This window comes from Streptomyces fulvoviolaceus (genome assembly GCF_000718165.1).
Classification (GTDB): Bacteria; Actinomycetota; Actinomycetes; order Streptomycetales; family Streptomycetaceae; genus Streptomyces; species Streptomyces fulvoviolaceus.
In genome coordinates this window covers 132,135-157,848 of the sequence record NZ_JOEY01000015.1, presented here as the reverse complement: position 1 = coordinate 157,848, position 25,714 = coordinate 132,135, and the positions used below count along the sequence as shown (strand labels likewise).

At 69.3% G+C, this 25,714-nt stretch carries 22 protein-coding genes; 10 read left to right on the top strand and 12 right to left on the bottom strand.

The annotated features are described in order from the left end of the window. The first annotated feature begins 89 nt into the window (after nucleotides 1–89). Both IG08_RS0117625 and IG08_RS0117620 read left to right on the top strand, forming a co-directional pair. Nucleotides 90–521, top strand: coding sequence for an ATP-binding protein (locus IG08_RS0117625; RefSeq protein WP_030603074.1), 432 nt, complete (start codon nucleotides 90–92; stop codon nucleotides 519–521). After that, entirely contained in the window at nucleotides 518–1,150 is a 633-nt protein-coding gene (locus IG08_RS0117620; RefSeq protein ID WP_030602741.1) for a hypothetical protein, read from the top strand. The genes IG08_RS0117625 and IG08_RS0117620 overlap by 4 nt, the downstream gene beginning before the upstream one ends. Here the strand turns inward: IG08_RS0117620 and IG08_RS0117615 are convergent. From IG08_RS0117615 to IG08_RS0117600, 4 genes are read right to left on the bottom strand one after another with little or no spacing between them, the layout of a single operon-like run. After that, a complete protein-coding gene (locus IG08_RS0117615; RefSeq protein ID WP_052424759.1) occupies nucleotides 1,140–1,937 on the bottom strand; it encodes a phosphotransferase enzyme family protein in 798 nt (265 codons plus the stop codon). The two genes, IG08_RS0117620 and IG08_RS0117615, sit on opposite strands and share 11 nt — an antisense overlap. 46 nt (nucleotides 1,938–1,983) lie before the next feature. Next, nucleotides 1,984–2,775: an ABC transporter permease gene (locus IG08_RS0117610; RefSeq protein WP_052424758.1), complete on the bottom strand. Its 792-nt coding sequence runs from the start codon at nucleotides 2,773–2,775 to the stop codon at nucleotides 1,984–1,986. Further along, on the bottom strand, nucleotides 2,772–3,791 hold the full coding sequence (locus tag IG08_RS0117605; RefSeq protein WP_052424757.1) for an ABC transporter substrate-binding protein: 1,020 nt from the start codon (nucleotides 3,789–3,791) through the stop codon (nucleotides 2,772–2,774). Before IG08_RS0117605 ends, IG08_RS0117610 begins: the two co-directional genes overlap by 4 nt. 9 nt (nucleotides 3,792–3,800) lie before the next feature. Continuing rightward, nucleotides 3,801–4,610 (bottom strand): class I SAM-dependent methyltransferase, encoded by an 810-nt coding sequence (locus IG08_RS0117600; protein ID WP_030602729.1) that lies wholly within the window; start codon nucleotides 4,608–4,610, stop codon nucleotides 3,801–3,803. A gap of 261 nt (nucleotides 4,611–4,871) precedes the next feature. Here IG08_RS0117600 and IG08_RS0117595 point away from each other — a divergent pair, with 261 nt between their 5' ends. Together IG08_RS0117595 and IG08_RS0117590 are read left to right on the top strand one after the other, a co-directional pair. Beyond that, a complete protein-coding gene (locus tag IG08_RS0117595) occupies nucleotides 4,872–5,690 on the top strand; it encodes an ABC transporter ATP-binding protein (protein WP_052424756.1) in 819 nt (272 codons plus the stop codon). Nucleotides 5,691–5,700: 10 nt separating this feature from the next. Then, nucleotides 5,701–6,348, top strand: coding sequence for a ThuA domain-containing protein (locus IG08_RS0117590; protein WP_030602725.1), 648 nt, complete (start codon nucleotides 5,701–5,703; stop codon nucleotides 6,346–6,348). On the opposite strand, the gene IG08_RS0117585 is transcribed toward IG08_RS0117590, so the two are convergent. The 8 genes from IG08_RS0117585 to IG08_RS0117550 form a co-directional block, all read right to left on the bottom strand. Continuing rightward, nucleotides 6,345–6,851 carry a hypothetical protein gene (locus tag IG08_RS0117585; RefSeq protein ID WP_158812256.1) on the bottom strand — a complete coding sequence of 169 codons (507 nt, stop codon included), beginning with the start codon at nucleotides 6,849–6,851 and terminating at the stop codon, nucleotides 6,345–6,347. The genes IG08_RS0117590 and IG08_RS0117585 overlap by 4 nt on opposite strands. A gap of 31 nt (nucleotides 6,852–6,882) precedes the next feature. Further along, nucleotides 6,883–7,932 (bottom strand): LacI family DNA-binding transcriptional regulator, encoded by a 1,050-nt coding sequence (locus tag IG08_RS0117580; RefSeq protein WP_030602719.1) that lies wholly within the window; start codon nucleotides 7,930–7,932, stop codon nucleotides 6,883–6,885. Nucleotides 7,933–8,128: 196 nt separating this feature from the next. Beyond that, entirely contained in the window at nucleotides 8,129–9,718 is a 1,590-nt protein-coding gene (locus tag IG08_RS0117575) for a glycoside hydrolase family 43 protein (RefSeq protein WP_030602717.1), read from the bottom strand. After that, entirely contained in the window at nucleotides 9,715–10,629 is a 915-nt protein-coding gene (locus tag IG08_RS0117570; protein ID WP_030602714.1) for a carbohydrate ABC transporter permease, read from the bottom strand. The genes IG08_RS0117575 and IG08_RS0117570 overlap by 4 nt, the downstream gene beginning before the upstream one ends. Next, nucleotides 10,629–11,513, bottom strand: coding sequence for a carbohydrate ABC transporter permease (locus IG08_RS0117565; RefSeq protein ID WP_030602711.1), 885 nt, complete (start codon nucleotides 11,511–11,513; stop codon nucleotides 10,629–10,631). The genes IG08_RS0117570 and IG08_RS0117565 overlap by 1 nt, the downstream gene beginning before the upstream one ends. Nucleotides 11,514–11,532: 19 nt before the next feature. Continuing rightward, nucleotides 11,533–12,864, bottom strand: a complete 1,332-nt coding sequence (locus IG08_RS0117560) for an ABC transporter substrate-binding protein (protein WP_030602709.1) — start codon at nucleotides 12,862–12,864, stop codon at nucleotides 11,533–11,535. 387 nt (nucleotides 12,865–13,251) lie between these two features. Beyond that, complete coding sequence (locus IG08_RS0117555; RefSeq protein ID WP_030602706.1) at nucleotides 13,252–14,340, bottom strand: LacI family DNA-binding transcriptional regulator; 1,089 nt, start codon at nucleotides 14,338–14,340, stop codon at nucleotides 13,252–13,254. A gap of 421 nt (nucleotides 14,341–14,761) precedes the next feature. After that, nucleotides 14,762–15,775, bottom strand: coding sequence for a hydroxyacid dehydrogenase (locus IG08_RS0117550; RefSeq protein ID WP_030602703.1), 1,014 nt, complete (start codon nucleotides 15,773–15,775; stop codon nucleotides 14,762–14,764). 513 nt (nucleotides 15,776–16,288) lie between these two features. On the opposite strand from IG08_RS0117550, the gene IG08_RS0117545 reads away from it, so the two are divergent. From IG08_RS0117545 to IG08_RS0117520, 6 genes are read left to right on the top strand one after another with little or no spacing between them, the layout of a single operon-like run. Then, a complete protein-coding gene (locus IG08_RS0117545; RefSeq protein ID WP_030602700.1) occupies nucleotides 16,289–17,638 on the top strand; it encodes an extracellular solute-binding protein in 1,350 nt (449 codons plus the stop codon). Next, a complete protein-coding gene (locus IG08_RS0117540; RefSeq protein WP_030602697.1) occupies nucleotides 17,635–18,633 on the top strand; it encodes a carbohydrate ABC transporter permease in 999 nt (332 codons plus the stop codon). The genes IG08_RS0117545 and IG08_RS0117540 overlap by 4 nt, the downstream gene beginning before the upstream one ends. Beyond that, nucleotides 18,630–19,502: a carbohydrate ABC transporter permease gene (locus IG08_RS0117535; protein WP_030602694.1), complete on the top strand. Its 873-nt coding sequence runs from the start codon at nucleotides 18,630–18,632 to the stop codon at nucleotides 19,500–19,502. Before IG08_RS0117540 ends, IG08_RS0117535 begins: the two co-directional genes overlap by 4 nt. Before the next feature lie 34 nt (nucleotides 19,503–19,536). Further along, nucleotides 19,537–21,063, top strand: coding sequence for a glycosyl hydrolase family 28 protein (locus IG08_RS0117530; protein WP_030602691.1), 1,527 nt, complete (start codon nucleotides 19,537–19,539; stop codon nucleotides 21,061–21,063). Next, nucleotides 21,060–24,392, top strand: coding sequence for an alginate lyase family protein (locus tag IG08_RS0117525; protein ID WP_030602688.1), 3,333 nt, complete (start codon nucleotides 21,060–21,062; stop codon nucleotides 24,390–24,392). The genes IG08_RS0117530 and IG08_RS0117525 overlap by 4 nt, the downstream gene beginning before the upstream one ends. 25 nt (nucleotides 24,393–24,417) lie before the next feature. Further along, entirely contained in the window at nucleotides 24,418–25,671 is a 1,254-nt protein-coding gene (locus tag IG08_RS0117520; protein ID WP_030602684.1) for an alginate lyase family protein, read from the top strand. Nucleotides 25,672–25,714: the final 43 nt, after the last annotated feature.

The following is a 25,714-nucleotide window of genomic DNA, read 5'->3' as shown; positions in this document are numbered from 1 at the left end:
GCGTACGTTCACCATTGCGCACTCGTACAGACGGGCTGTACGAGTGCGCGATCTGTCACATCATGGCCACACAGCGTGACTCTCGTCACGTGAACACCGAATCTCCACCCCCGTCCCCACGTGAGCGTTTCTACCGACGTGAGCGTCAGTCCGTCCCGGCCGCCCGTGCGTTCGCCCGGGAGGCGCTCGCCGACTGGGGGATGCGGAAGCGGTCGTACGACATCGCCCTGTGCGTCAGCGAACTCGCGACGAACGCCCTCGTGCACGGCGTCCCACCAGGCCGCGGCTTCCTCCTACGGCTCCTGCCGCTGCCGTACGACGGCGGCGTCCGCGTGGAGGTCCACGACAGCGGCGCCGGCGAACCGGCCGTACCGCAGACGCATGCCCGGGAGCCGGACGAGGGCGGGCGCGGGCTGCTGCTGGTGTCGGAGCCGGCGGACAAGTGGGGGGTGGGGGAACGGGAGCCGGGGAAGGTCGTGTGGTGTGAGTTCGCCGGGGGACGGGTGGGAGAGGCTCCATGACGGGTTCGATGCTGAGGCCGGAGAAGGTGTTCTCGGAGTCGCTGACCCAGGTCCTGGCCGAGCCGGAGTTGAGTCCGAGCCCTGACATCAGAGGCAGGCTCACGCCGGAACAGCTGCGGCCGGTCGCGGAGGCACGGGAAGTCGCGTTCCTGGGGCAGGTCGCGGAGGCACACAACGCCTATCAGCAGGCTGTTCTCCGGTCGCGTGCGGCTCGCCGTCTCCGCAGGCTGCTGATCGTGGCCGGGGTGATCGCCCTGGTGATGCTGCTCTCGTCGAGCGCGGCGTCGGGGTGGAACGAGGTTCTCAAGGAAGCGCTGACCAAGGACCGGCCCGTGCGGATGAGCTCCGTCGTCGGCGAGGCCTTCGGTCTTCTCCTCGGCCTGACCGTGTTCGTCGCTGCGGGCACTCTGGTGATGTGGGTCGCTTCCTATGTGGTGTCGTCCAAGGTGCGGGCAGGTGTGCCGACGGCCAAGGCCGCACAATGGCTGCTCACACTGGGGATCAACTACTGCCTGCTGGTGTGGTTCTGTGCGGTCGGGATTGCCGTTGAAGCGGAGAGGCTCACCTGGCAGCTCGTGCACGATCAACCTCCGGGGACTTCTGTCCAAGAGACAGGGCTCAGCCGGTGAGCAAGGCGTGTGCCCACTGCTCCTCGCGCTGCTCGATGTACTCTGCGTCGTTCCGCCAGGCGTCGCCGTGTCCTTCGGCCCAGAGGGTTGCCCAGGGCTGGTTGTCCTGGGCGGCCTGGTCGCGCAGGAAGTCGTGCATGGCGAGGGTACGGCGGCTCAACAGGGGGACGAGGTCGCGCCGTTCGGCCTCGTCGAGCCCGTAGGCGTCGGCGAAGACGCGCAGGCGGTCCGCGGCGTCGGTGCGTTGCCAGTGGGGATGCGCGGACAGGGGGACGAAGCCGTGGATGGCGTAGGCGAGGTCCCAGAGGCGGGTGCCGGGGCCGGCGTTGTCCCAGTCGATGAAGGCCCATTGGTCCTCGCCGCCGACGACGAGGTTCCACGGCGCCAGGTCCCCATGGGTGATCAGGTCGGCTCCCTCGACGGGAAACAGCACGTTCCACCGGGCGTCGGCCGGTGGCGTGAAGTCCTTCGCGGCGTCGTGGAAGTCCCTGATCAGGCGCGCGACACGGGCCAGCCGCTCCGGGGGCTCCACGAAGGCGAACCGGTCGGGCCAGATGACGTCACCGGGCATGAAGCTCAGGACCTCCCGCCCCCGCTCGTCGATGCCGAGGGGCCGCGGCACCGACCGGAACCCCACCTCGTGGAGATGGCCGAGCAGCGCGTGCACGGCAGGAGTCCACGGCCCCGCCGGGCGCCGGACGGTGTCCCCGACACGGACGACACCGGCACTGACGTTTCCGCCGGACAGCGGCTGTTCGTCGTCATGGAACTCTTCTTCATGCAGCATGGGGGCAGTCTGGCCGTTCGGCCCCTCGCGATCACCTGAATATCCCTCAGCCGGTCGTCTCCCGGACCCATGGCAGCAGCAGGCGTTCCGCCACGACCAGGACGTAGAACAGGACGATGCTCATGACCGCCAGGAGGGCGATCGCCGCGAAGGCGACGGCGGTGTCGCCGCCGGCGTTCTGGATGACGAAGCCGAGTCCCTCGCTCGCGCCGAAGAGTTCACCGACGAGCGCGCCGATGACCGCGAGCGGCATCGCCGTCTTGAGCCCCACGAAGATCTGCGGCAGCGCGGCCCGCAGACGTACCTTGACGAACGTCTGCAGACGGGAGGCGGACAGCGACCTCGCCAGCTCGACGAGGTCCTTCGGGGTCGAGGTGAGCCCGGCCGCGGTGGCCAGCACCACCGGGAAGAAGCACATCAGCACCACCATGACGATCTTCGGTGCGTGTCCGAAGCCCATCCAGACCACCAGCAGTGGGGCGAAGGCCAGTTTCGGCACCGCGTTGAGCGCCACCAGGACCGGGTAGAGCGCCTGCTCGAGAAGGCGGGAGGCGGCCAGCAGTCCGCCGAGCACCAGACCGCCGACGACGGTCAGCGTGAACCCGGCGAGGGTCTCCACCAGGGTGACCCGGGCGTTGTCCAACAGATAGCCCGGCATCCTGGTGAACGCCGACGCCACCTGGCCGGGGGTCGGGACCAGGTACGACTCGACGTCGAAGGCCACGACGACGAGCCACCACAGCACAACGGTGCCGACCGTGCCCAGGACCGGAAGTCCGACCGCCGCCGCGATCGCCGGCCTGCGGCCGGGATCCGCCTCCGACCCGTCGACCTTCATGCCTTCGGCGCGAGGTCGAACGAGAAGAGGCCGTCCGGGTCGATCTCGGACGCAATGGCTCCGGCACCGCGCAGGGTCGCGATGTTTCGGGCCGCCCGGTCGCGGTCCAGCGCACCGATCGGGGCGCCGTCGACCTGGACGTACGGCTTCATCAGGGTGACCTCCGCCGTGGCCACCACGGCGGGCTGCAGCTTCTGGTGCTTCGCATAGATCCGCCCGGCCTCGTCCGGGTGGTCGATCGCGTACCGGATGCCCTTCACCAACGCCTCGTTGAACTTCCGGACCAGATCCGGATTCCGCTCGGCGAACCGCGGAGTCACCGCGATCCCGTTGCCGTAGAGATCGGGCAGGTAGTCGCTGTACGGCAGCACGACCGCCTTCTTCCTGCCGACGTTCTCCACCTGCGGCCGGCCCACCACGAACTGGGTCGCGGCGTCGATCGTGCCGGCGGCCAGGGCCTGGGGCAGCTGTGCGGCCGGGATGTTCACCCAGGTGATCTTCCCGGCATCCACCCCGGCCTTCCTGGCGTAGGCGTCGAAGAGCACCCTCACCACGCCGCCGGGGATGTAGCCGATCTTCTTGCCGGCCAGGTCCTTCGGTCCGGTGATGCCGGCTCCCCGCAACGCCATCAGGCAGGCCAGGTTCGCCTGTTGGACGGCGCTCACGACGGTGAAGTCCTTGAAGGTGCCCCGGGCATGCTCGGTGATCCCGGCGGTGATGTCGACGACCACGAACTCGGCCTGGCCGGACTGCAGGATCTTGAGGTTTCCCTCGGTGCCGACGCCGGGTCTCACCGCCACCTCCAGCCCGGCCTCCCTGAACCAGCCCTTCTCCGAGGCGATGTAGACGTAGCTCTCCCGCCCGAGGACGTTGAGCCCGGTCACATAGGTGACCTTCTTGAGCCCGGTGCTGCCGGAGGCACTCCCGTCGTCGTCCGAGCCGCCGCAACCACTCGCCGCGGCAAGGGACATGACGCCCAGAGCGGCACCGAACTCGCGCCGCGTCCACCCTGTCACGAACGCCTCCTATGCGGCCGTGCGGCCGCTGGTCGACAACAGCAGCAGGCCGCGCAGCACCAGCCGGGGATCCAGCGTCAGGGTGGCCATGACGTCCAGGTCCTCGGCCGGCATGCCGACCTCGATCAGCCGCTCGCGCAACTCGGTCGAGCCCGAGTGGGCGAGCAGGCACGAGCCCGTCCCGCCCTCGTACGACCCCTGCCAGCCCTCGCTGTTCACGTCCGCCAGCCCGAGGTCGCGCAGGGTCTGGTGCACGCCGCGCGCCCAGGTCGGGTCGTTCCCGTTGGCCTTCAGCGCGGCCAGCACGGCGGTCTCGTACCGCTCGAAGATGCCGTGCGCCCGCGGGTCCGGCGTGGCCAGCACCGCGGCCCCCCACCGTGCCTCGATCTCCTCGATCACCACCGAGCCGCCCGGCGCCAGCGCGTCCACCAGCTTGGCCAGCACCTCCCGACGCTGGGGCAGGTGCTGCAGGACGGCGCGGGCGTGAATGAGGTCGAACTTCCCGTCCGGCAGCGGATCCGTGATCACGTTGTGCCGTAGTGCGGTCAACCGGCCGTGCGCCGGGACGTGTTGGGGCTTCGGATCGGTGGCGATCACCTCGCCGTCCGGTCCGACCTGCTCGGCCATCCAGACGGCCACCGTGCCGGCCCCGGCGCCGATCTCCAGACAGCGTGCGCCCGGCCGTATCCCGGCCTTGGTCAGCCGGACCGCGGTGAACCCGTCGAACATCTGGCTGAGCGCTTCGAGCAGCCGGCCGCCGGTCGGCGCGGAGTTGTCGAACGTGTACGGCGTGGAGGGATCGCGGGCAGCCGTTGTCATGGGGGGCTCCTGTGGGGGCGGGGACTCCTGTGAAGCCGGGGACTTCTGTGGAACCGGGGACTCCTGCGGAACCCGGGGAGATGACCACTTCGCGCACGTGCCTTCGCCTTCCGCTGCCTATCGGCCGCGCGGCCGATAGGCCACTCGTGCGTTCCGCACAGTGGAAGGCAAGGGGGGTATGCGCCGACCAACGACCGGATAGCCTCGTCATTGCCTCGACCCGGAACGGTGTTCACCAGTGGCCAGTGGGGAGCCGGCGGAATGATCCGACTTGACGGCGTCTCCCGTACGTTCCGTGGTCCTCGCGGCACCGTGGACGCGCTGCACGAGGTCAGCCTCGACGTCCGCGACGGCGAGTTCGTCGCCGTCGTCGGCCGCTCCGGCTGCGGCAAGTCCACCCTGCTGCGGATGGTGGCCGGTCTGCTGGAGACGTCCGGCGGGCGGATCCTGGTCGGCGGCACTCCGGTCGCGGGGCCACGCCGGGACGTGGCCCTGGTGTTCCAGCGGCCCGCGCTGCTGCCATGGCGCTCGGTGCTGGACAACGTGCTGCTCCCGGTCGAGATGTTCGGCTGGAAGCGCGGCGCGTACCGGGGGCGGGCCCTGGCGCTGCTGGAGACGGCCGGCCTCGGCGGGTTCGAGAAGCGGCTGCCGCACGAGCTGTCCGGCGGCATGCAGCAGAGGGTCGCCCTGTGTCGCTCGCTCATCGGGCGGCCGAAGGTGATGCTCATGGACGAGCCGTTCTCCGCGCTGGACGCGCTGACCCGCGAGGAGCTCGCCGGAGAACTCCAGCGCGTGCACATGGAGTCGGCTGCCACCACCCTCTTCGTCACCCACTCGATAGACGAGGCGGTCCTGCTCGCCGACCGGGTCGCGGTGCTCACCCCACGCCCGGGACGGATCAGGAAGATCGTCGAGGTGAACATCCCGCGCCCCCGGACGCTGGGGCGCAACGAGCACCAGGCGGAGGTGGCCCGGTGCAGCGCCGAGTTGCACGAGCTGCTGATGTCCCGGGCCGGGGAGGAAGGGGCGGAGACGTTCACGCCGATCACTTCCCTGGGACGCCGACCGCCCACGTCATAGGCTCGTCGGCATGGCTCCACGGCTCCTCGTGTACACCCGCACCGCCGCTTACCGGCACGACTCCATCCCGGCCGGCATCGCCGCCGTACGCACGCTCGGCGCCTTCGAGGTGGACGCGACCGAGGACCCGACGGCCCTGGAGCGGCCCCTCGACCGGTACGCCGTCGTCGTCTTCCTCTCCACCAGCGGCGAGGTGCTCACCCCGGCCGGACGCGAACAGCTCGCCGCGTACGTCGAGTCGGGCGGCGGCTTCGTCGGCGTACACGCGGCGGCCTGTACCGAGGACGAATGGCCGTACTACGGCGAGCTGTTGGGGACGCGGTTCGCGCGGCACCCCGAGTACCAGCCGGGCAAGGCGGTGATCGAGGACCATGACCATCCGGCCACCCGACACCTGCCCGCCGTATGGGAGTTCACCGACGAGTGGTACGACTTCCGCACCAACCCCCGTGGCACGGTGCGGGTGTTGGCCACCGCCGACGAGTCCTCGTACGACGGAGGCGGCATGGGGGAGGACCACTCCTTGGTGTGGTGCCGTGCGCAGGGGGAGGGGCGGGTCTTCTACACGGCCCTCGGTCATGCCGCCGAGGCGTACGAAGACCCCGACTTCCGTTCCCATCTGCTGGGCGGGATCAACTGGGCGGCGCGGCTGGGCTAGGCGGATTCCTGCTGGTGCGCGCGGTCCTCCGGGGCGGACCGCAGCGCGTCCAAGGCCGTGCGGGCCCCGGCGATGCGGTGTCTCCACTCCTCGCTTCGCAAGGCGGCCCGGTCCCACTCGACCACCGGCTCGGTGCCGCTCACGCAGTAGCCGTAGACCTGGTGGGCCACCTGGTCGGTGAGGAGCTCGTCGTAGTGGAACGACCCCTCGAAAGCCGCCCAGGCCACAGCCCGACTGCCCTCGCAGACCCGCCGGAGGGCCGCTCGCGTGTACGCGCGCAGGTCGAGCGAGGTGTCGTCGAAGTCGAGGTCGTACGACACCAGACCGAGCCGCTCGATGTCCTCCGGCGGCTCCAGCAGCACATACGGCAGCACGGCGTCGGGAACGAGCCCGGCGAGGCGGAACGACTCGTTCGGTAGCGGTGTGTTGCCGGCGCCGAGGACGAACACGTCCACCGAGGCAGGACCGCGCCAGCAGAGGAATTCCTCTATCCCGTCCGCCATGTCTGTCCCCCGTGTCGTGAGTCCGTCCAGGTCACCCCAGACGTGCCGGTCGGGCCGTGCTCGCCCGTTCCACCAGCCGCGTCGACAGCTCCGTCCGTGTGCTCTCCGGGCGGTTCCCGTCCATGATCCGGACCAGCAGGCGCAGTGCCGTCGCCGCCATCTCCGACAGTGGCTGGCGGATCGTGGTCAGGGCGGGGGTGAGCCAGCGGGCCTCGGGGAGATCGTCGAAGCCTACGACGCTGATGTCGTCCGGGACGGTCAACTTCCGTTCGGCCAGGGCCTCGTAGACCCCCAGTGCCATCCGGTCCGAGCAGACGAAGACCGCCGTGGGCGGTTCTGGCAGGTCGAGGAGTTCCAGCATGCGGCCGTGGGCAAGGGTCTCGTCGAAGCCGGCGTGGCGGATGTACTCGGGGTGCTGCCGGATCCCGGCGGACGCCAGGGCCGAGCGGTAGCCGGCGACCCGCGCGCTGCTGCACATCTTGCGCTGGTGGCCGGCGATGACGGCGATGCGCTCGTGGCCGAGGGACAGCAGGTGCTCGGTCGCCGTCACCCCGCCGTGCCAGTTGGCCGCGCCCACCGACACCACGCCCGACGGGGGTTCGAGGACCGGGTCGATCATGACGTAGGGGATGCGGTGCTGGTCCAGCCAGCCGTACTGGGCCGGGCTCAGCTCGGCCAGGTTGAACAGGACCCCGGAGGAGCCGCGGGCGGTGAGCTTGTCCAGCCAGCCGCGCTCCGGGCGGCCGCTCCGCGTCCGGGTCAGGCCCGCCGAGACGACCACCTCCAGGCCCGCGTCGTGGGCCGCCCCCTCCACCCCGTGCAGCACCGCGCCCGACCAGGAACTGTCCAGCGAGTGCACCACCAGGTCGACCAGGCCGGACGCCTTCGCCGCGTCGAACCTGGGCCGGCGGACGTAGCCGAGCCGGTCCAGCGCCTCCGTGACCCGGCGGCGGGTCTCGGGGGCCACGTCCTCCCTGCCGTTGACCACCTTGGAGGCGGTCGGCACGGACACGCCGGCCTCGCGGGCCACGACCGCCAGGGTCGGCCCGGCCGCCACGCTCGCACTCCCCGTACGGACCATCGGAACCACCTCTCCGGCCCGCCCGAGGGCCATGAAAGTTTCGACGGGCTGAGACCGGCACGGAAACAGCAGGGCGAAACAGTAAGCGCTTCCTACCCTAGGTTCACCGCACGAAGTCGGGAAGGGGCCGGACTTCGCAGGCCTCCGTGGTCATGGACTTTCGAAACTTCGAACGCGCGCTTGGCCGTCGGCCGGGCTACCAGCAGGTGAGCCGGAACCCGGTGAAGTCGGCCGTGAACGCCGCGTCGACGAGGTCCACGGCGTGGATGCCGGCCATCGCCCCGGTGAAGCGCAGCTTGGATCCGTGGTCGTCGGAGAGGTGACTGAAATCCAGTGCGGGGCCGACTGCCGTCCGTACGCCGTCGAGCGCGTACCAGAATCGGGCTTCCGCGTACTCGACGGTCACCCCCAGGGTGACGGGCCTCGTGGCGTTGACGTCGACGACGGTCACCTGCCGGGTGCTTCCCTCGTCCCGGGCGGTGAGGCCGAGCACCGTGCGGCCGCCGTCCCGCCACTGCTGGCCGTGCTGCTCCTCGCCGTCGGGTTCCGCCCAGGTCAGGTCGAGGGCCAGATAGGCCTCGGTGTTGTACCAGAGCACCAGCCCGGCGGCCTGCGTGAACGTACGCGGCCGTGCCTCGACGGTGACCTCGGCCTCCGCGCGGTGCTCGGTGAGGCGCTGCGCGAGCAGACTGTGCGCCCAGCGCGACTCCGGTCCGTGGCGGCCGCGCAGGCGGATCGAGCCGGGGCGGGTGGTGGTGTCGGCCCACGACGGGTCCGGGGCGGCCCGAAGGGTGCTCCACGGCCAGCCCAACGGATCCTCGGGTTCGGTGAGTTGAGCCGGTGGTGTCGGGCGCGTCGGTACGTCGACCTCGATGGCCGGATGCGAACCCCCGTGCCGCATCCTCGGCCACCCTTCCTCGTCCCACGCCACCGCCTGGATCGCCGTCTCGCGGCCGAGTGTGCAGCGCGGGCCCTCCGGTGTGTCCAGCGGACGGGCCGTCAGATGGCTCAACACCCAGTCGCCGTCCGGTGTTTGGACCAGCTCCCCGTGGCCTGCCTTCTGCAGCGGAAGCGACGGGTCGTCCCTGGAGGTCAGCAGCGGACGGTCGTCGAGCTCGTACGGGCCGGTGATCGCACGACTGCGAGCCACCAGAACACCGTGCTCGAAACCGGTGCCGCCTTCCGCCAGGACGAGGTAGTACCAGCCGTCGCGCCGCAGCAACTTCGGTCCCTCGACGAGCCGTTCATGCTGGAGGAGCAGGTGCGTGTCGCCACTCGGGGCGAGCGTCTCCCGGTCCAGCTCGGTCATGACGATGCCGGCGAAGCGGCGGCCGCCGGGGCGGTGGTCGTTCTGGAGGTTGAGCAGCCACAGGCGGCCCTCGTCGTCGTGGAAGAGGGCGGGATCGAAGCCGTGGCTCGCGATCCGGCGGGGTGTCGTCCACTTGCCGCCCGCCTCCGTGGCCGTGGAGACGTAGGTGTCCGTGTCGAAGTACGGCGTGCCGACCGAGCGGACGACCGAGTAGACCGCCCAGAAGCGCTCGCCGTCCCAGCTGAGCGACGGCGCCCAGATGCCGCCCGAGTCGGGGACCCCGGCCAGTGTCCCGCCGGGGACCGCGCCTTGGACGTGACCCGCGTACTCCCAGTGGGCGAGGTCGCGGGAGCGGTGGAGGGGGATGGTGGGGAACCACTCGAAGGAACTGGTCGCCACGTAGTACCAGTCGCCGACCCGTACCAGCGACGGGTCGGGGGCGAAGCCGCGGAGGACCGGGTTGTGCAGGACGGTCACTTGAGGGCCCCCAGCGTCACGCCGGACCGCCAGTAGCGCCGCATCGCGACCATCATGATCGCCATCGGCACGATGGAGAGCAGTGCGCCGGTCAGGACGAGGCTGGTCAGGTCGACGCCGGATTCGAGGCGTTTGCCGGACCAGTTGTACAGGCCCAGGTTGAGGGTCCAGTTCTCCTCGCCGCGCAGCACGGTGAGGGGGAGGAAGAAGGCGTTCCAGGTGTTGACGAAGGCCAGCAGGAACACCGTGGCGCCGCCCGTCGTCATCATGCGCAGCACGATGCTGAAGAAGATGCGGAGTTCGCCGGCGCCGTCGATGCGGGCGGCTTCCAGGAGTTCGTAGGGGATCGTCGCCTCGGTGTACACCTTGGCCAGGTACACGCTGAACGGGTTGATCAGGCAGGGGATCAGCATCGCCCAGGGTGTGTCGACCAGGCCGATCTCGGAGAACAGCAGGTAGAGGGGGAGGGTGAGCAGGGCGATCGGGATCAGGAAGGAGCCGACCACGCAGGCGAACACCAGGTTGCGGCCCGGGAATTGGAAGCGGGCGAGGCCGTAGCCCGTCGCCAGGGCGAGGAGTGTGCCGCCGAGCGAGCCGACCCCCGCGTACAGGAACGAGTTGGCGGTCCAGCGCAGGAAGATGCCGTCCTCGTACGTGAAGAGCTGATGCAGGTTGTCCCAGAGGTGCCAGCCCGAGAACCACAGGCCGTTGGACTGGTAGAGGGCGGTGCGGTCCTTGGTGGCGGCGACGATCAGCCACCACACCGGGAACAGGCTGTAGACGCTGGCCAGGGCCAGCCCGACCAGGAGGAAGCGCTGGCCGCCGCGGCCGCCGGAGGCGGGGTCCGGGCGGGTCAGACGGCGGACGGCCGGTGTCGGGGGCTGCTGGGCGCGGTCTTCGGTGAGCGTCATCAGTCGGCCTCCTTCGAGGTGAACCGGTAGAACAGGAAGGAAGCGACGCCGAGGATCAGGGCGAGCAGCACCGACAGGGCGGCGGCGTAGTGGTAGTTGCCGGCGTTGAACGCCTGGTTGTAGATGATCATGATCGGGGTGAAGCTGTCGCTGACCGTCTGCGGTGTCACGTTCCGGAAGAGAGCCGGCTCGTTGAAGATCTGCAGCATCTGGATGACCGACAGCATCCCGGTGAGCACCAACGCGCCCCGCACGAACGGGATCTTGATGCTCAGCGCGATCCGCCGCTCGGAGGCACCGTCCAGGCGGGCGGCCTCGAACAGCTCGCGGGGCACGCCCTGCAGCGCGGAGTAGATGATCACCATGTTGTAGCCGATGCCGTGCCAGGTCAGCAGGTTGCCGATGGAGGGCCAGACCATGGAGGGTGCGAAGAAGTTCCAGTCCAGGCCGAAGAGCTTGCCCAGGGGGGTGAGCGGGCCGACGTCGGGGCTGTAGAGGTTGAGCCACACGATCGCGGCGACCACGCCGGGGATCATGTACGGCACCAGCAGCAGGATCCGGAAGCGGCCGGCCACCTTGGAGGTGAGCGCGTCCAGGAGCAGTGCCAGGACGAGGCTGATGAGCAGCATCACCGGGATCTGGACGCACGCGAACAGCACGACCCGAAGGACCGAGCCCATGAACGCCGAGTCGGTCAGACCCTGTTGGTAGTTGTCCAGGCCGGAGAACTTCTCCGTCGAACCGCCGAGCCCGAGTCCGGACTGCTGGACGCGGAACAGCGACTGGTAGACGGCATAGCCGATCGGGATCAGGTACAGGAAGACGAAGCCGAGCTGGAAGGGCACCGTGAAGGCGGCGCCCTTCCAGCGCAGGGAGCGAATCATCAGTCGTTGCCCTCGGCCTCTAGCCCTCGACGCTGATGCCGCGGGACTTCAGGTCCTTGACCGTCCACTCCTGCATGTGCGCCAGCAGGTCGGTGACCTTCTGCTCCTTGCTGACCACCTTGGCCCAGCCCGCCTGCATCTCGGTGAACATGGCGGTCCAGTTCGGGCCGAAGGTCCAGTCGGTGGTGACGGTGCCCAGGCTGTCCTTCACGGTCTGCTGGGCCGGCTGGTAGTGGGAGCCGAGCAGCTTCTCGGAGATCGCCTCGGGCACGTAGCCGTCACTGTCGGCCAGCGCCGGCATCACGCCGTTTCCGGTCTCCGGGCTCGCCATCGTCTTGACCGCGCCGGTGTTCGTGGACATCCACAGCGCGGCCTCGGCGGCCTGCTCCTGGTGCTCGCAGCCCTTGGTCACCAGGGTCACGCTGCCGGTCAGGTTGGTGCCGGCCGGGGTCTTGGCGGCCTCGCCGGTGAAGGTCGGCCAGGGGGCGAGGGCCCAGTCGCCGAAGGACTTGGTGAAGTTCTGCACCATGCCCGCCATCTGCCAGGTGGAGATCTGCCGGGTCGCGGTGCCGCCGTTGTCGTAGTTGCGCTGTACGGCCGCGTAGTCGGCGAAGGAGAGCTTGGAGTTGAGGTCGTTGTCGATGATCTCCTGGATCACCTTGGCGGCCTTGAGGGTGCCCGCGTCCTGGAAGTCCACCTTCCAGGCGTTGCCGTCGATGGAGTACCAGTGCGCGCCGGCCTGCATGGCCAGTACTTCGAGGGTGCTGGGGTCCTCACCGGCGTAGTTGGTGATCTTGACGCCGTGCTTCTTCAGGACCTTGCCCGCGGCTATGAACTCGTCCCAGGTCGTGGGGGCCTTCAGGCCGTACTTCTCGAAGATGTCCGTGCGGTAGATCGTGAAGTTGGGCGAGGAGCTGGTGGGGACGCCGTACATCTTCCCCTGCACCTGCGCGCCGGCCCAGGAGCCGGTGTTGAACTTGGCCTTGTCCGCCTCGACGTACTGCGTGATGTCGGCGAGTGCGTCCTGCGAGACCCAGCTCGTCACGTACTCGGCGGTGTTCTGCACCAGGCAGGGGGCGTTGTCCGCCTTGACCGCGTTGGTCAGCTGCTTCTGCATGGTCAGCTGGTCGGTGACCTTCGTGTACTTCAGCTGGATGTCCTTGTGCGCGGCGTTGAACGCCTTGACGACGGCCTCCTGGCCGTTGGCCCAGCCCCAGAAGGGGAGGGTGACCGGGCCCGACGCCTTGGTGTCGTCGGAGTCCGATCCGCCGCACGCGGAGAGCAGACCTGTCAACGCGAGTCCCGCCACGGCTGCGCGGGCGAACCTTCTCCGGGGGCTGGTGAAGTTCATCTGACCGTGTTCCTTCGGAAAGTAGGGCGTTTCGGAGGGAGTGAGAGCGGCGCCTTGGCGCCGGCCGGGAACGGCGGCCGGAAAGCATCGGCTCGCGGTTGCGGGGGGTCGGCCAAGCGGAAGCTGTAGTAAGCGGTTGCTGGGACGGTAGGGCGGTGATCCCGCCGATAGCAAGAGGTGCGCGTCAATTTGTTACGGCGGTTTGTCCGTGGGGTTAGGCGCAGGTGCGCGCGGGGCGCATGCCCATGTTCCTGAATCGACGCAGGTCAAATGGGTGCAGGCCGGCCCCGGGCAGGGCTCGGCGGGTGCCCGCATCGGACCTTGGGTGCTGCCAAAAACTTCGGGAAAACGTTTACGAAACGATCTGCTTCTGTGGGTGAGGAGGTGTCACGCACGCCGGGCAGGCGGCTGCACCGAGTTGCGTACGACGACATGGGTGCCCAGCACCAGATGGTCGCCGTCGCCGCCCTTGCGGCGGCTTCCGCCGCCCTCGCGTCGGTCGGCGACCGCGCGCAGGGCCACCCGCCCCATCTCCTCGTACGGCACGTGCACGGTGGTGAGTTGGGGGGTGAGCTGGGACGCCAGCGGGATGTCGTCGTAGCCGACGATCGAGACGTCCTCGGGCACCCTGAGGCCGGCCGCGCGCAGCGCCTGCATCGCACCCGCGGCGACCACGTCGGTGCCGGCCAGCACCGCGGTGAAGTCGAGCCCGTCGCGCAGGCTGTCCTGGACGGCCTCGTACCCGTGCTCGTAGTCGTACGGCCCGTGCCGCACCATGTCCGGGTCGAAGGGCACGCCGTACGCCTCGAAGGCGCGCCGTGCGCCCTTCAACCGGCCCTGGGCCGTGGTGAGTTCGGCGTGGCCCGGCAGGACCAGGACCCTGCGGTGGCCGGCCGACAGCAGATGGCTGGCCATGGCGTAGGCGCCGCCCTCGTTGTCGTAGTCGACCGTCGTGGCCGGTACGTCGCCCTCCAGGGGTGGCCTGCCCACCAGAACCAGGTGGGAGCCGGCCGCGTCCAGGGAGCGCGCGAAGCGTGCCATGCGCAGCTGGTACTCGTCGTAGTCGTAGGCGCCGCCGAGCAGGACCACGGCGGTCACGCCCTGCTGGCGCATGAGGTTGACCAGGGCGAGTTCCCGCTCGGGGTCGTCGCCGGTGGTGCCGACCAGGGACAGCCAGCCCCGCAGGGTGGCCGCGCCCTCGACGCCCTTGGCCACGTGGGCGAACGCGGCGCCGGTGATGTTGTTGATGAGGATGGCGACCGTCGGCGTACCGCCCCCGGCCAGGGAGCGGGCGTGGGCGTTGGTGACGTAGTCCAGGTCCCCGACGACCTTCATCACCCGGCGGCGCAGCTCCTCCGACACCGGGTAGTTGCCCGACAGGACACGCGACACGCTCGCCACGGAGACCCCGGCACGCTCCGCCACGTCACGGATGGTGGCCCGTCCGGCGTCACCGGCCGCCTTGCGCTGACTCACCGTTGCGGCTCCTTCGTCGTTGCGGGTGCTTCGCCGGACGACCGTGGGCCCGGTTCAGCGGACGGTCGGGGACCCGGCTCAGCGCCGATTGCGGAAACCGTATCCCATGGTTTCCGGCGGGTGCCGGGGGTGCCTGCGGCGGCCTGCGCGGGTGTGATGGGGGCTTGTGTAGCGCGTTGGGTTCGGTGGGTGGGTCGGGGCCGTGCCGGGGGGTGTCCGTCCTCGGTCGGGCGGTGTTGTGGGCTGGGGTTGTGCTCGGTGTCGGACGCCCGCCGCTGCGGGCGGACACCCCCGGCACGTCCCCTTGCCGCCGTACACGGCTGACCGCGCCCACGCCCGTGCCGGGTCCTCGCCGTACGCGGCTGACCGCGCCCACGCCCGTGCCGGGTCCTCGCCGTACGCGGCTGCGGGTGCGTCCATTTCATGCCACGCGAGCCAGGTCCGAGTGGTGCACTTCGTGAACCAACGGCCTCCCGGTTGCCAGGCGTTCCAGCTCCTCCACGACGATCCGACCCAAGCGTTCCAGTTCATTGCCCAGCGACCCCGCGATGTGCGGGGTGAGAAAGACGTTGGGCAACCGGTACAGCGGCGAACCCGCGGGCAGCGGTTCGGGCTCGGTCACGTCGAGGATCGCGTGCAGCCGACCGGACACCAGCTCGTCCGTCAGTGCCTCCGGGTCGACCAGCGCGCCCCGGGAGGTGTTGATGAGGACGCCGCCGTCCTTGATGAGAGCGAGTCGGTCGGCGTCGAGCATGCGGTAGGTCTCGGGGATGTCGGGGGCGTGCAGGGTCACGATGTCGCTGTGTCTGAGCAGGTCGTCCAGGGACAGGAGTTCGGCGCCCAGTGCGGTCGCCTCGGCGGTGCTGACGTACGGGTCGTGGAGCAGTACCGAGAAGTCGAACGGCCGTAGCAGCTCGAGGAGTCGGCGGCCCACGCGGGAGGCGCCGATGACGCCGATGCGGCGGCCGACGTTGCCGGTGGTGGCGGTCTCGGCGGGGGAGGGGTAGGCGTGCGTGGCGCGGAAGCGCTCGCGGTGGGTGAAGGTGTCCTTCCCGGCGAGCAGGATCATCGCGAGGGTGTACTCCGCGACCGGCAGGGCGTTGGCGGTCACCGCGCTGGAGACGGTGATCCCGTGCTTCCAGAGTTCCTCGCTGACGAGCGAGCGGACCGAGCCGGCGGCGTGCAGGACCGAGCGCAGCCGGGGGGCCGCGGCGAGGACGTCGGTGTCGAGGCGGGGGCAGCCCCAGCCGGTGATCAGGAACTCGGCCCGGGCCAGGGCGTCCGCCGCGGTGCGGTCGGTGAAGTCCCGTACGACGAGGGTGGGATCGAGGCCGGCCGCCTGCGTCAGCCGGGCCATGAGCGGCGGGGGGAAGAGCAGGGGGAGGTGCACGGGATCCATCGCGAACACGGCCCTGGGTGGCTGCGGGCTGGGCATGTCTCTCCTGACGCGCTGGGCGGAAACTGATGCACTGGATGGAAACATTTTCAGAAAGCGTCTTCTACCGTAGATCTGGCGGTGACGGGCGGTCAATCGCCAGGATGGGGCGGTGAACGCGACCTCGGGTCGGCCTGGCCGGTGGCCGAGTGGGCCGTATGTCGTGAAATCGCTTACCGGAGTTGCGTGGGTGTGCCGACGGGGCGGCGGTCGGGAGGTTCAGGGTCGGCAACCGGTTCCCGGGATCGCCCCGCCGAAATCTCTGCCCTGCTCCCGTTTTCTTCGCAGATCAGGCCGGGTTCCACCGGTTCCGCTCGACCGGTCGGCCCATGACGCCGAGGTTACACAGTCTTTTCGAAAGTTCGTCAAGACTCTTGACGCCGTTTCCGGACAGGAAGAAGCTCTGCCCCAACGCGCAGCAACCGGTTGCTGAACCGGTTACTGCGATCAAGTGATCGACGAGCCGATCCTTGGTCGATATCCCGAATGGACAGAGCAGGAGGTGGTGCGTTCATGCGCCCACATGCTGGTGCCCCGCTGAGCCGCCGCCGATTTCTCTCCCTCTCGGCGGCCGGCGCCGCCACCGGCGCGGCGGCGTTGAGCGGCTGCGCGATGCAGGTGTCGTCCGGGGTCAGCGGATCGGGTGAGACCGTGACGGTGATGGTCAACTCCGGGGACATCCTCCCGGAGCAGGTCCAGCAGGCGAAGAAGGACCTCGGCATCAAGATCGTCCTGGTGAAGTACGACATCACCAAGCTGATCGCGATGCTCACCAGCGGCAACCCGCCCGACCTGGTGCGCGGCGTCGGTGCCGTGGACTCGCCGTTCTTCGCGGCGCGGGACGTGGCCGAGGAACTGGACCCCTACTTTTCCCGGAGCGGCGTCCTCAAGGTCGACGACCTGGACCCGGTCAACGACCTCTGGCGGTTCGACGGCCGTACCCAGGGCAAGGGTCCGCGCTATGGCATGGCGAAGGACTTCTCCCAGGACTCCATGTACTGGTACAACACGTCGGCCTTCGACAAGGCCGGTGTCGACCACCCGTCGGAGACCGAGCCGGTCACGTACGAGGAATGGCAGGAGACCGCCAAGCGTCTCGTGCAGCGCAAGAGCGGCCAGACCACCGTCTTCGGCGGCAGCTACGGCGGACTGACCCGGTCCACGCTCCTGACGACCATGACGGCCTCCGCCGGCGGCAGCCTCTTCAACGACGACTTCTCCCGGGTCGACTTCACCGCCCCCGAGGCCCGCAAGGCGCTGGCCTGGTACATCGACTACTGCAAGACCAAGGTCGGGCCGAGCCTCATCCAGCCCGACCCCAACGGCTGGGACGGGCCCACGTACCAGGCCGGGCGGCTGGCCATGTCGAACTCCGGCTACTGGATGGGCGGCATGATCTACCCGGACAAGAAGCTGGCCGAGGTGTCCCGCCTGGCGCCGGCCCCGCTCTTCGCGGGCGGCACGCGGATCAGCGCCTGCCAGGGCGGTACCGGCCTGTGGATGCCGAAGAAGGCGAAGAACAAGGACGCCGCGTGGCGGGTCTTCGAGTGGTTCTTCGGCGAGGAGCCGGCCAAGGCGCGGGCCGGCGGCGGCTGGGGCATCCCCAGCCTGAAGTCGATGCGTTCGCTGATGCCGGCCCAGGAGGACGCCCAGAAGCGAGCGCTGAAGGTGCAGGAGAACGAGCTGAAGCACTTCTCGGTGGTCTCTTTCACTCCGTACACCAGGGCGGACGCGCTGGACGCCCTCTTCAACCAGATCGCCCCCGCCGCGATGAACGGCCAGATCTCCGTCGACACCCTCGCCGGGCGCCTGAACTCGGCCATCAACGAGCAGCTGAAGCGCGGTAAGGAGCAAGTGGGATGACGGTCGACCAGATCTCCTCCGTCGCGGACCGGCCGGACGCCGCCGCGCGCGCCGGTCGCGCACCGGCCGTCGGCGGATCGCGGACCTCGATGACCGCGCGCAGGCACCGCGCGTTCTACATGTTCACCTCGCCCTGGATCATCGGGTTCCTGCTGCTGACCGTCACGCCGATGGTGTACGCGCTGTGGCTGAGCTTCACCACGTTCGACGGCATCTCGCCCAACTGGAAGTACGTCGGACTCGGCAACTACCGCGAGCTGCTGAACGATCCGGTGACCTGGGACTCACTCGGCCGCGCGGGCCTGTTCGCGCTGACCTCGGTGCCGCTGTCGATCATCGCGGGGCTCGTCCTCGCCGTCCTGGTGAACCGGCCGATCAAGGCGCGTGGCCTGTTCCGCACCCTGCTGTATCTGCCCGCCGTGGTGCCGCCGGTGGGCGCGGGCCTCGCCTTCAAGCTTCTCTTCGACCAGAACTCCGGCGCCTCCAACGGCGTCCTGACCTTCTTCGGCTTCGACGCCGTCGGGTGGCTGGCCGATCCCTACGCCCGCTACGTACTGCTGATGACGGTGCTCTGGGGCGCCGGAAACGTCATGATCATCTCGCTGGCCGGGCTCCAGGACGTACCGCGCGAACTCCACGAGGCGGCCCGCATCGACGGAGCGAGCGCCTGGCGCACCTTCCGCAGCATCACCGTGCCGCTGCTGTCACCCGTCCTGCTCTTCCAGACGGTCACCGGGATGATCGCCTCAGTGCAGACCATCATGCCGCTGCTGCTGGCCCCCCTCGGCGACACGAGCGGCATCACCACGGTCCCGCAGTCCAACTACCTCTACATGATGCATGTGTTCGCGCAGTACTTCGCGCTCGGCCGCTACGGCTACGCCTCCGCCCTGCTGTGGGTGCTCTTCGTCCTGATCCTCGCCGTGACCGGACTCATCTTCAAGTTCACGTCCGGCGCGGTGTTCTACAACGTCGACCCGGAGGCGAAGAAGTGACCGCCACCAGCCTGCAGCCCAAGTCGCTCACGACCGACGCCCGCGTGCGGGTACGCGCCAAGCGCCTCGTCCTCTACACGATCCTCGTCTCCGTCACCGGACTGTTCCTCGGCCCCTTCGGCTGGCTGATCCTCTCCGGCCTCAAGACCCAGGGGGAACTGGCCGCCTCGCCCGTCCACTGGCTGCCCGACGTCTTCCAGTGGCACAACTTCGCCGACGCCTTCCACCAGATCGACTTCCTCGGCTACGCCCGCAACTCCCTGGTCATCGCCCTCATCTACGCCACGCTCGTCACCCTCAGCTCGGCCTGGGTCGGCTTCGGCTTCGCCCGGCTCGACGCACCCGGCAAGAAGGTCCTGTTCGGCGTCCTGCTCGGCTCGATGATGCTGCCCCAGATGGTCACCCTGCTGCCGACGTACCTGATCTTCGCCAAGGTCGGCATGGTCGACACGTACTGGCCGTGGGTGCTGTGGGGCCTGTCGGCGGCGCCGTATCTGGTCTTCCTCTTCCGGCAGTTCTTCGCGGGCATGCCACGGGAGTTGGAGGAGGCTGCGATCGTCGACGGCTGCGGCTACGCCACGATCTTCTGGCGGATCTTCCTGCCCCAGTCCTGGCCGGTGCTGTCCGCGAGCTTCATCATCGCCTTCACCTGGACCTGGGGCGACTACATCGCCCCGCAGCTGCTGCTGTCCACCGACCGCACCACGCTCGCCGTCGCCGTGATGACGGCCTACGTCAACGATGGCGGTACGCCCGTCCCCGAACTCCAGGCCGCGGCCTCCGTGATGTACGTCGTCCCGATCCTGCTGATCTTCCTCATCGCCCAGCGCGGCTTCGTCGCCGGGATGTCCACGTCCGGCCTGAAGTAGCCCCTCTTACCGAACCTGTTGCAAGGAGTTACGCATGAACACGCCCCTGTCACGCCGGACCACCCTCCAGGCCGCCGGTGTCATCGCTGCCGCCGGCTTGGCCAGCAGCATCGCGGGCACCGCACAGGCCGCCGCGGCGGAGGAGACCGGCACCACCGGCGACAGCGTGGTCATCCACCCGACCCTTCCGCAGGTGCCTGTCAACAACTCCTTCACCGTCAAGGTCCGGCCGCTCGGCGGCACCTGGCAGAAGCTTGGCGTCTACCTTGCCAAGCTCGCACTGATCGACGCGAACACCGGCAGCAACAGGGCCCAGAGCTCCTCCTGGGCCGCCTTCGACTTCTCCGGCACCGTCGAGGTCGAGGTCACGTACAACCCGGGCGGCGGCGAGAAGGTCCGCATCCGCCCGGACTCGTACGGCATCAAGCCCGAGGTGCTCGGCAGCACCGCGCGCTTCACCCTGGACCGGCCCCGCAACCTCGTCGTCCAGATCGACGACAAGATCTTCGACTGCCTGCACCTGTTCGCGAACCCGATCGAGCAGGACGTGCCCACCGAGGGCGACAAGAAGGTCATGTACTTCGGGCCCGGTCTGCACACCCACCCCGACAGAACCCTGAAGGTGCCCACCGGCACCACCGTCTACCTGGCCCCGGGCGCCGTTCTCACCTCCAGCGTGATCTTCGAGGGCGTGGAGAACTCCCGGCTGATCGGCCGCGGCGTGATCTACGACACGACCGGCGGCGCGGTCTTCGTCCGCAAGTGCGACAACGTCACGATCGACGGCGTCACGATCCTCAACCCCCGGTACGAGAACATCAGGGTCGCCGAGTCCAAGAACCTCACCATCAGGAATCTGCGCGCCTTCAGCCACCAGGGCTGGGGTGACGGCATCCAGCTCTACTGCTCCGAGAACGTCACGATCGACGGCTGCTTCCTGCGTACCTCCGACGACTGCGTCGCCCTCTACACCCACCGTTGGGACTTCTACGGCGACACCCGCAACATCACCGTCAAGAACTGCTCCCTCTGGGCCGACGTCGCCCACCCGATCAACATCGGCGTGCACGGCAATTCCGACACCCCCGAGATGCTGGAGAACCTGCGCTACGAGAACATCGACATCCTCGACCACCGCGAGCCGCAGGTGACCTACCAGGGCGCTATCGCCTTCATGGTCGGCGACAGCAACATCGTCCGGGACGTCAAGTTCGACAACATCCGCGTGGAGGACTTCCGCTGGGGCCAGCTCATCCACATGCGGGTCGAGTACAACCCGAAGTACAACACTTCGGCAGGCCGCGGCATCGAGTCCGTCTACATCAAGGACCTCAGCTACAACGGCGAGAACGCCGACCTCTCGATCATCGCCGGCCTCGATGCGGAGCACGCGATCAAGGACGTCACCTTCGAGAACCTCCGCGTCAACGGCAAGGTGATCGCCGACAGCACGGGCAAGCCGAGGTGGTATCTGGCCTCGGACGGCGTGCCCATGTTCGTCAACGAGCACGTGACGAACCTCAAGTTCCTCACCACCGCCGAGGCGGCCGCCGCATCATGATGAACCACGGACCGAGCCGCCGGGGTTTCCTCGGCGGCACCGCGGCCCTGCTGCTGGCGTCGGGCGCGAGCGCACTGCTCGTGCCCGGCGCGGCCCGGGCCCAGGAGAACACGGGAGCCCGGGCCTTCACCCACCCCGGGCTGCTGCACAGCGCCGACGACCTCGCCCGGATGAAGGCGGCGGTCGCGGCCGAGCAATCCCCGCTGTACGACGGTTACCTGGCACTCGCGGCCCACGCCCGTTCCTCAGCGTCGTACGCGCTGCAGAACACCGGCCAGATCACCTCCTGGGGCCGCGGTCCCTCCAACTTCGCGAACCAGGCCGTCGCCGACTCCGCCGCCGCGTACCAGAACGCGTTGATCTGGTGCGTCACGGGCGACCGCGCCCACGCCGACAAGGCCCGCGACATCCTCAACGCCTGGTCGGCGTCCCTGACGATGATCACGGGCGCCGACGGTCCGCTCGGTGCGGGCCTGCAGGCCTTCAAGTTCGTCAACGCGGCGGAGCTGCTCCGCCACAGCGACTACGACGGCTGGGCGGACGCGGACATCGCCCGCTGCGAGGAGTCCTTCCTCGACGTCTGGTATCCCGCGGTGTCCGGCTACATGCTCTACGCCAACGGCAACTGGGATCTGACGGCCCTTCAGACCATTCTGGCCATCGGCGTGTTCTGCGAGGAGCCCACCCTCTTCGAGGACGCCCTGCGCTTCGCCGCGGCCGGTGCCGGCGACGGCAGCATCGGCCACCGCATCGTCACCGACGCGGGCCAGGGCCAGGAGAGCGGCCGCGACCAGGGCCACGAACAGCTCGCGGCCGGCCTCACCGGTGACATCGCGCAGGTCGCCTGGAACCAGGGCGTCGACCTGTGGGGTTACGACGAGAACCGCATCCTCGCCAACTTCGAGTACGCCGCCCGCTACAACCTGGGCGGCGACGTCCCCTTCGTCCCCGACCTCGACCGCACCGGCAAGTACATCAAGAAGACCGTCTCCGCCATCGGCCGCGGCAACCTGCCGCCGATCTACGAGATGGCCTACGCCCACTACGCCGGCGTCCGCGGCCTCGACACCCCGTACACCAAGGCGGCCGTCTTCCGCGGCACCGGCGGCGCCCGCGTCATCGAGGGCAGCAACGACGACCTGCCCAGCTGGGGGACCTTCTCCTTCGCCGGTACGACCGCGCCCGCGTCCACCGTGCCGACGGCTCCGGCGGGCGTCACGGCGGTTGGTGACGGCACGTCAGTCACCGTGACCTGGCTGCCGTCCGCGTGGGCGAGCACGTACACCGTCCGCCGGGCCGCCGGAGTCGAGGGGCCGTACGAGGAGATCGCCGCCGGCGTCGAGGAGCCGGCGTACACCGACCGTGACACCCGCACGGGACGGACGTACCACTACATCGTCAGTGCCACCAACTCCCAAGGCGGCAGCGGTGATTCGAGCCCGGTCTCCGTCACCGCCGGTCTCCCCGAGCCCTGGTCGACCCAGGACGTCGGCGACGTGGAGATTCCCGGATCGGCCGTCTTCGACGGTGAGCGGTTCGTGCTGGAGGCGTCCGGCACCGCCGGCACCTACCGCCTCGTGCACCTGCCGCTGCCCGGCGACGGCACGGTCACCGCGCGGATCGTGTGGCCGCTCAGCTCGCAGTACTCCAAGATCGGCGTGAGCCTCCGGGCCTCCCTCGACGCGGACGCGGCGCACGCCGCGATGATCGTCCAGGGGCTGCCGCTGCACACCTGGAGCGGGGTGTTCTCGGTGCGACCGTCCACCGGAGCCGACGTCTCCGGCACCGGCAGCACGCCGGTTCCGCCCTCGCAGCAGGCGGCCATCACCACGAACGCCGCCTTCCCGATCTCCAGCCTCGGCACCCTGCCCGAGTCGGCGACCCCGCTGGAGGCTCCGTACGTCGAGGGCGCGGGCGACGGCTACCGGCTGCGGACGCCGTACTGGGTACGCATGACCCGCAAGGGTCGCCGCTGCACCGGCGCCATCTCCCCGGACGGCATCCGTTGGACCGAAGTCGGCACCTCCGAGGTCGAGTTGGGGCACACGGCGTACGCGGGTCTCGTCCTCACCTCCTGCCTCGGCGTCGACGAGGAGTACGCCGAGACCGGCACCGGCGCCTTCGACAACGTCACCGTGACGTCCACTTCGGCCGGCGAGGTCTGGTCGGTGCCGAAGCCCGCCCGGGCTGCCGGGGACCTGAAGGCCGTGAGCGGCCCGGACGCCGTCGAGCTCGCCTGGACCGACCCGGACCTCTCCGCCCGCTACAAGGTGCTGCGGGCCCCCGGCGCCGACGGCCCCTACGTGACCCTCGCGACCGGCGTCGGCCCGGTGGGGTCCGGCACCCGCATCCGGTACGCGGATGCCACCGGCGCGCCCGGGACGACGTACCACTACGCCGTGGCGAAGACGAACAGTGCCGGGCGTGGCCCGCTGTCGGAGTCCGCTTCCGCGCCGATGCCGACGCCGTCCGTCCCTCAACTCACCTCTGCCGCAACGGCATTCGCCAGCAAGGGCGTCGCCTTCCGGCATCTGCTGCGCGGCTCGCACGAGCCCGTGCGGTTCACCGCCGACGGCCTGCCCGACGGCCTCCGCGTCGACAAGCGCACCGGTCTGATCTCCGGAACCCCCACCGAGACCGGCGAGTTCACGGTCACCACCACCGTGGGCAACGCGGCCGGCGAAGGCGCCGGCCCCCTCACGCTCACGGTTGGCACACCCCCGCCCGCCCCCTGGACCTATGGCGACCTCGGCGACGTGGTCCTCGATGACCGCGCCTTCGGGACCCTGGGTGTGGTGGCGATCCGTACGCCCGGCAGCACCTCACACGAAGACGGGAACTTCGTGGTGCGGGGCGCCGGAGTCGATCTGACCGTCAACAACCAGGGAATGACCGGGCAGTTCGCACGGCAGCCCGTCACCGGTGACTGCGAGGTCACCGCCCGGCTGGTCTCCCGTACCGGCGCTACCGCCGACCGGGTGGGGCTGCTGATGGCGAAGTCGCTGTCGCCGTTCGACCAGGCGGCCGGGGCGATCGTCACCGGCGGGACCAGCGCTCAGCTCATGCTGCGCAAGACCGTGGCCGGTGCCTCCGCCTTCTCGGGCACCGCCACCGTCCAACTGCCCCTACTGCTGCGGCTGAAGCGCACCGGGACCGCCTTCGCCGCATCCGTCTCCACCGACGACGGCGCCACCTGGACCGCCCTCGCCTCCGGCGAGATCCCCGGCTTCGGCGACGCCGCCTACTACGTGGGCCTCGTGGTCTGCTCCCGCAGTCCGCTGGCCCTCGGCACCACCGAGTTCGACGAGGTGAGCATCACCCCGCTCTAGATCCCCCACGGATTGGAGAAGAGCAATGAGCCGCACTTCCCCCCACCGGCACGCCCAGGAAACCGAGTTGAGCCGCCGCGGTCTGCTGAAGACCGCCGGCGGTCTCGGCGCCGCCCTCGCCCTGGGCGGCGGCGCCTTCGCCGCCACCCAGGCGGACGCCGCACCGGCCACCTGGACCCATCCGGGCATGCTGCACAACGCGGGCGACATCAACCGGGCCAAGGTCAGGGTCGCCGCGGGCACGGACCCCTGGCTGTCGGGCTGGAACAAGCTGACCGCCAACTCCCACTCCCAGTCCACCTGGACGAACCGCGCGACGGCGACGATCATCCGCGGAGGCACCGGACAGAACTACGGCCTGCTCTACAACGACATCGCCGCCGCCTACCAGAACGCCCTGCGTTGGAAGGTCGGCGGCACCGAGGCGAACGCCGTGTGCGCCGCCAACATCCTCAACGCGTGGGCGAAGACGCTGACTTCGGTCACCGGAAACGCCGACCGGTTCCTCGCGTCCGGCCTCTACGGCTGGCAGTTCGCCAACGCGGTCGAACTCATGCGGGACTACGACGCGTTGGACCTCGCCGCCTGTCAGGAGATGCTGGTCAGCGTCTTCTATCCGCTCAACAACAGCTTCCTGACCAACCACAACGACGCCTGCATCACGAACTACTGGGCCAACTGGGACCTGTGCAACATGGCCTCCATCCTGGCCATCGGGATCCTCAACGAGGACAGCGCCAAGTACGACCAGGCCGTCACGTACTTCAAGTCCGGTGCGGGCAACGGCTCCATCGCGCACGCGGTGCCGTACCTGTACACCGACAGCGACGGATACGCCCTCGGCCAGTGGCAGGAGTCCGGACGCGACCAGGGCCACACCGTCATGGGCATGGGTCAGATGGGCGCCGTCTGCGAGATGGCCTGGAACCAGGGCGACGACCTCTACTCGTACGACAGCCGCCGCTTCATGAAGGCCGCCCAGTACGTCGCCAAGTACAACCTGGGCAGTGACGTGCCCTTCACGACCTACACCTGGGGCACCGGCCAGAGCTGCGCCCAGTCGTCCCAGACGGTGGTCTCCTCCGCCTCCCGCGGCCAGGTCCGTCCGGTGTGGGCACAGCTCCACTTCCACTACAACCGGCGCCTGTCCCTCGACGACAAGTACATCTCGCAGATGTACTACAACCTCGTCGCTCCCGAGGGCGGCGGCGGTGACTACGGTTCCGACAGTGGCGGCTACGACCAGCTGGGCTTCGGAACGCTGATGTACGCCAAGTAGTTCCGTGACCGGTCGGGTACGCCCCGTAGTCGCGTCCCCCGTA

Excerpts from the sequence above, each read along its gene's own strand:
- IG08_RS0117620 (WP_030602741.1), top strand. The coding sequence starts at position 518 with ATGACGGGTTCGATGCTGAGGCCGGAGAAGGTGTTCTCGGAGTCGCTG.
- IG08_RS0117615 (WP_052424759.1), bottom strand. The coding sequence starts at position 1,937 with ATGCTGCATGAAGAAGAGTTCCATGACGACGAACAGCCGCTGTCCGGC.
- IG08_RS0117610 (WP_052424758.1), bottom strand. The coding sequence starts at position 2,775 with ATGAAGGTCGACGGGTCGGAGGCGGATCCCGGCCGCAGGCCGGCGATC.
- IG08_RS0117600 (WP_030602729.1), bottom strand. The coding sequence starts at position 4,610 with ATGACAACGGCTGCCCGCGATCCCTCCACGCCGTACACGTTCGACAAC.
- IG08_RS0117595 (WP_052424756.1), top strand. The coding sequence starts at position 4,872 with ATGATCCGACTTGACGGCGTCTCCCGTACGTTCCGTGGTCCTCGCGGC.
- IG08_RS0117590 (WP_030602725.1), top strand. The coding sequence starts at position 5,701 with ATGGCTCCACGGCTCCTCGTGTACACCCGCACCGCCGCTTACCGGCAC.
- IG08_RS0117585 (WP_158812256.1), bottom strand. The coding sequence starts at position 6,851 with ATGGCGGACGGGATAGAGGAATTCCTCTGCTGGCGCGGTCCTGCCTCG.
- IG08_RS0117580 (WP_030602719.1), bottom strand. The coding sequence starts at position 7,932 with ATGGTCCGTACGGGGAGTGCGAGCGTGGCGGCCGGGCCGACCCTGGCG.
- IG08_RS0117570 (WP_030602714.1), bottom strand. The coding sequence starts at position 10,629 with ATGACGCTCACCGAAGACCGCGCCCAGCAGCCCCCGACACCGGCCGTC.
- IG08_RS0117565 (WP_030602711.1), bottom strand. The coding sequence starts at position 11,513 with ATGATTCGCTCCCTGCGCTGGAAGGGCGCCGCCTTCACGGTGCCCTTC.
- IG08_RS0117560 (WP_030602709.1), bottom strand. The coding sequence starts at position 12,864 with ATGAACTTCACCAGCCCCCGGAGAAGGTTCGCCCGCGCAGCCGTGGCG.
- IG08_RS0117550 (WP_030602703.1), bottom strand. The coding sequence starts at position 15,775 with ATGCCCAGCCCGCAGCCACCCAGGGCCGTGTTCGCGATGGATCCCGTG.
- IG08_RS0117545 (WP_030602700.1), top strand. The coding sequence starts at position 16,289 with ATGCGCCCACATGCTGGTGCCCCGCTGAGCCGCCGCCGATTTCTCTCC.
- IG08_RS0117540 (WP_030602697.1), top strand. The coding sequence starts at position 17,635 with ATGACGGTCGACCAGATCTCCTCCGTCGCGGACCGGCCGGACGCCGCC.
- IG08_RS0117530 (WP_030602691.1), top strand. The coding sequence starts at position 19,537 with ATGAACACGCCCCTGTCACGCCGGACCACCCTCCAGGCCGCCGGTGTC.
- IG08_RS0117525 (WP_030602688.1), top strand. The coding sequence starts at position 21,060 with ATGATGAACCACGGACCGAGCCGCCGGGGTTTCCTCGGCGGCACCGCG.
- IG08_RS0117520 (WP_030602684.1), top strand. The coding sequence starts at position 24,418 with ATGAGCCGCACTTCCCCCCACCGGCACGCCCAGGAAACCGAGTTGAGC.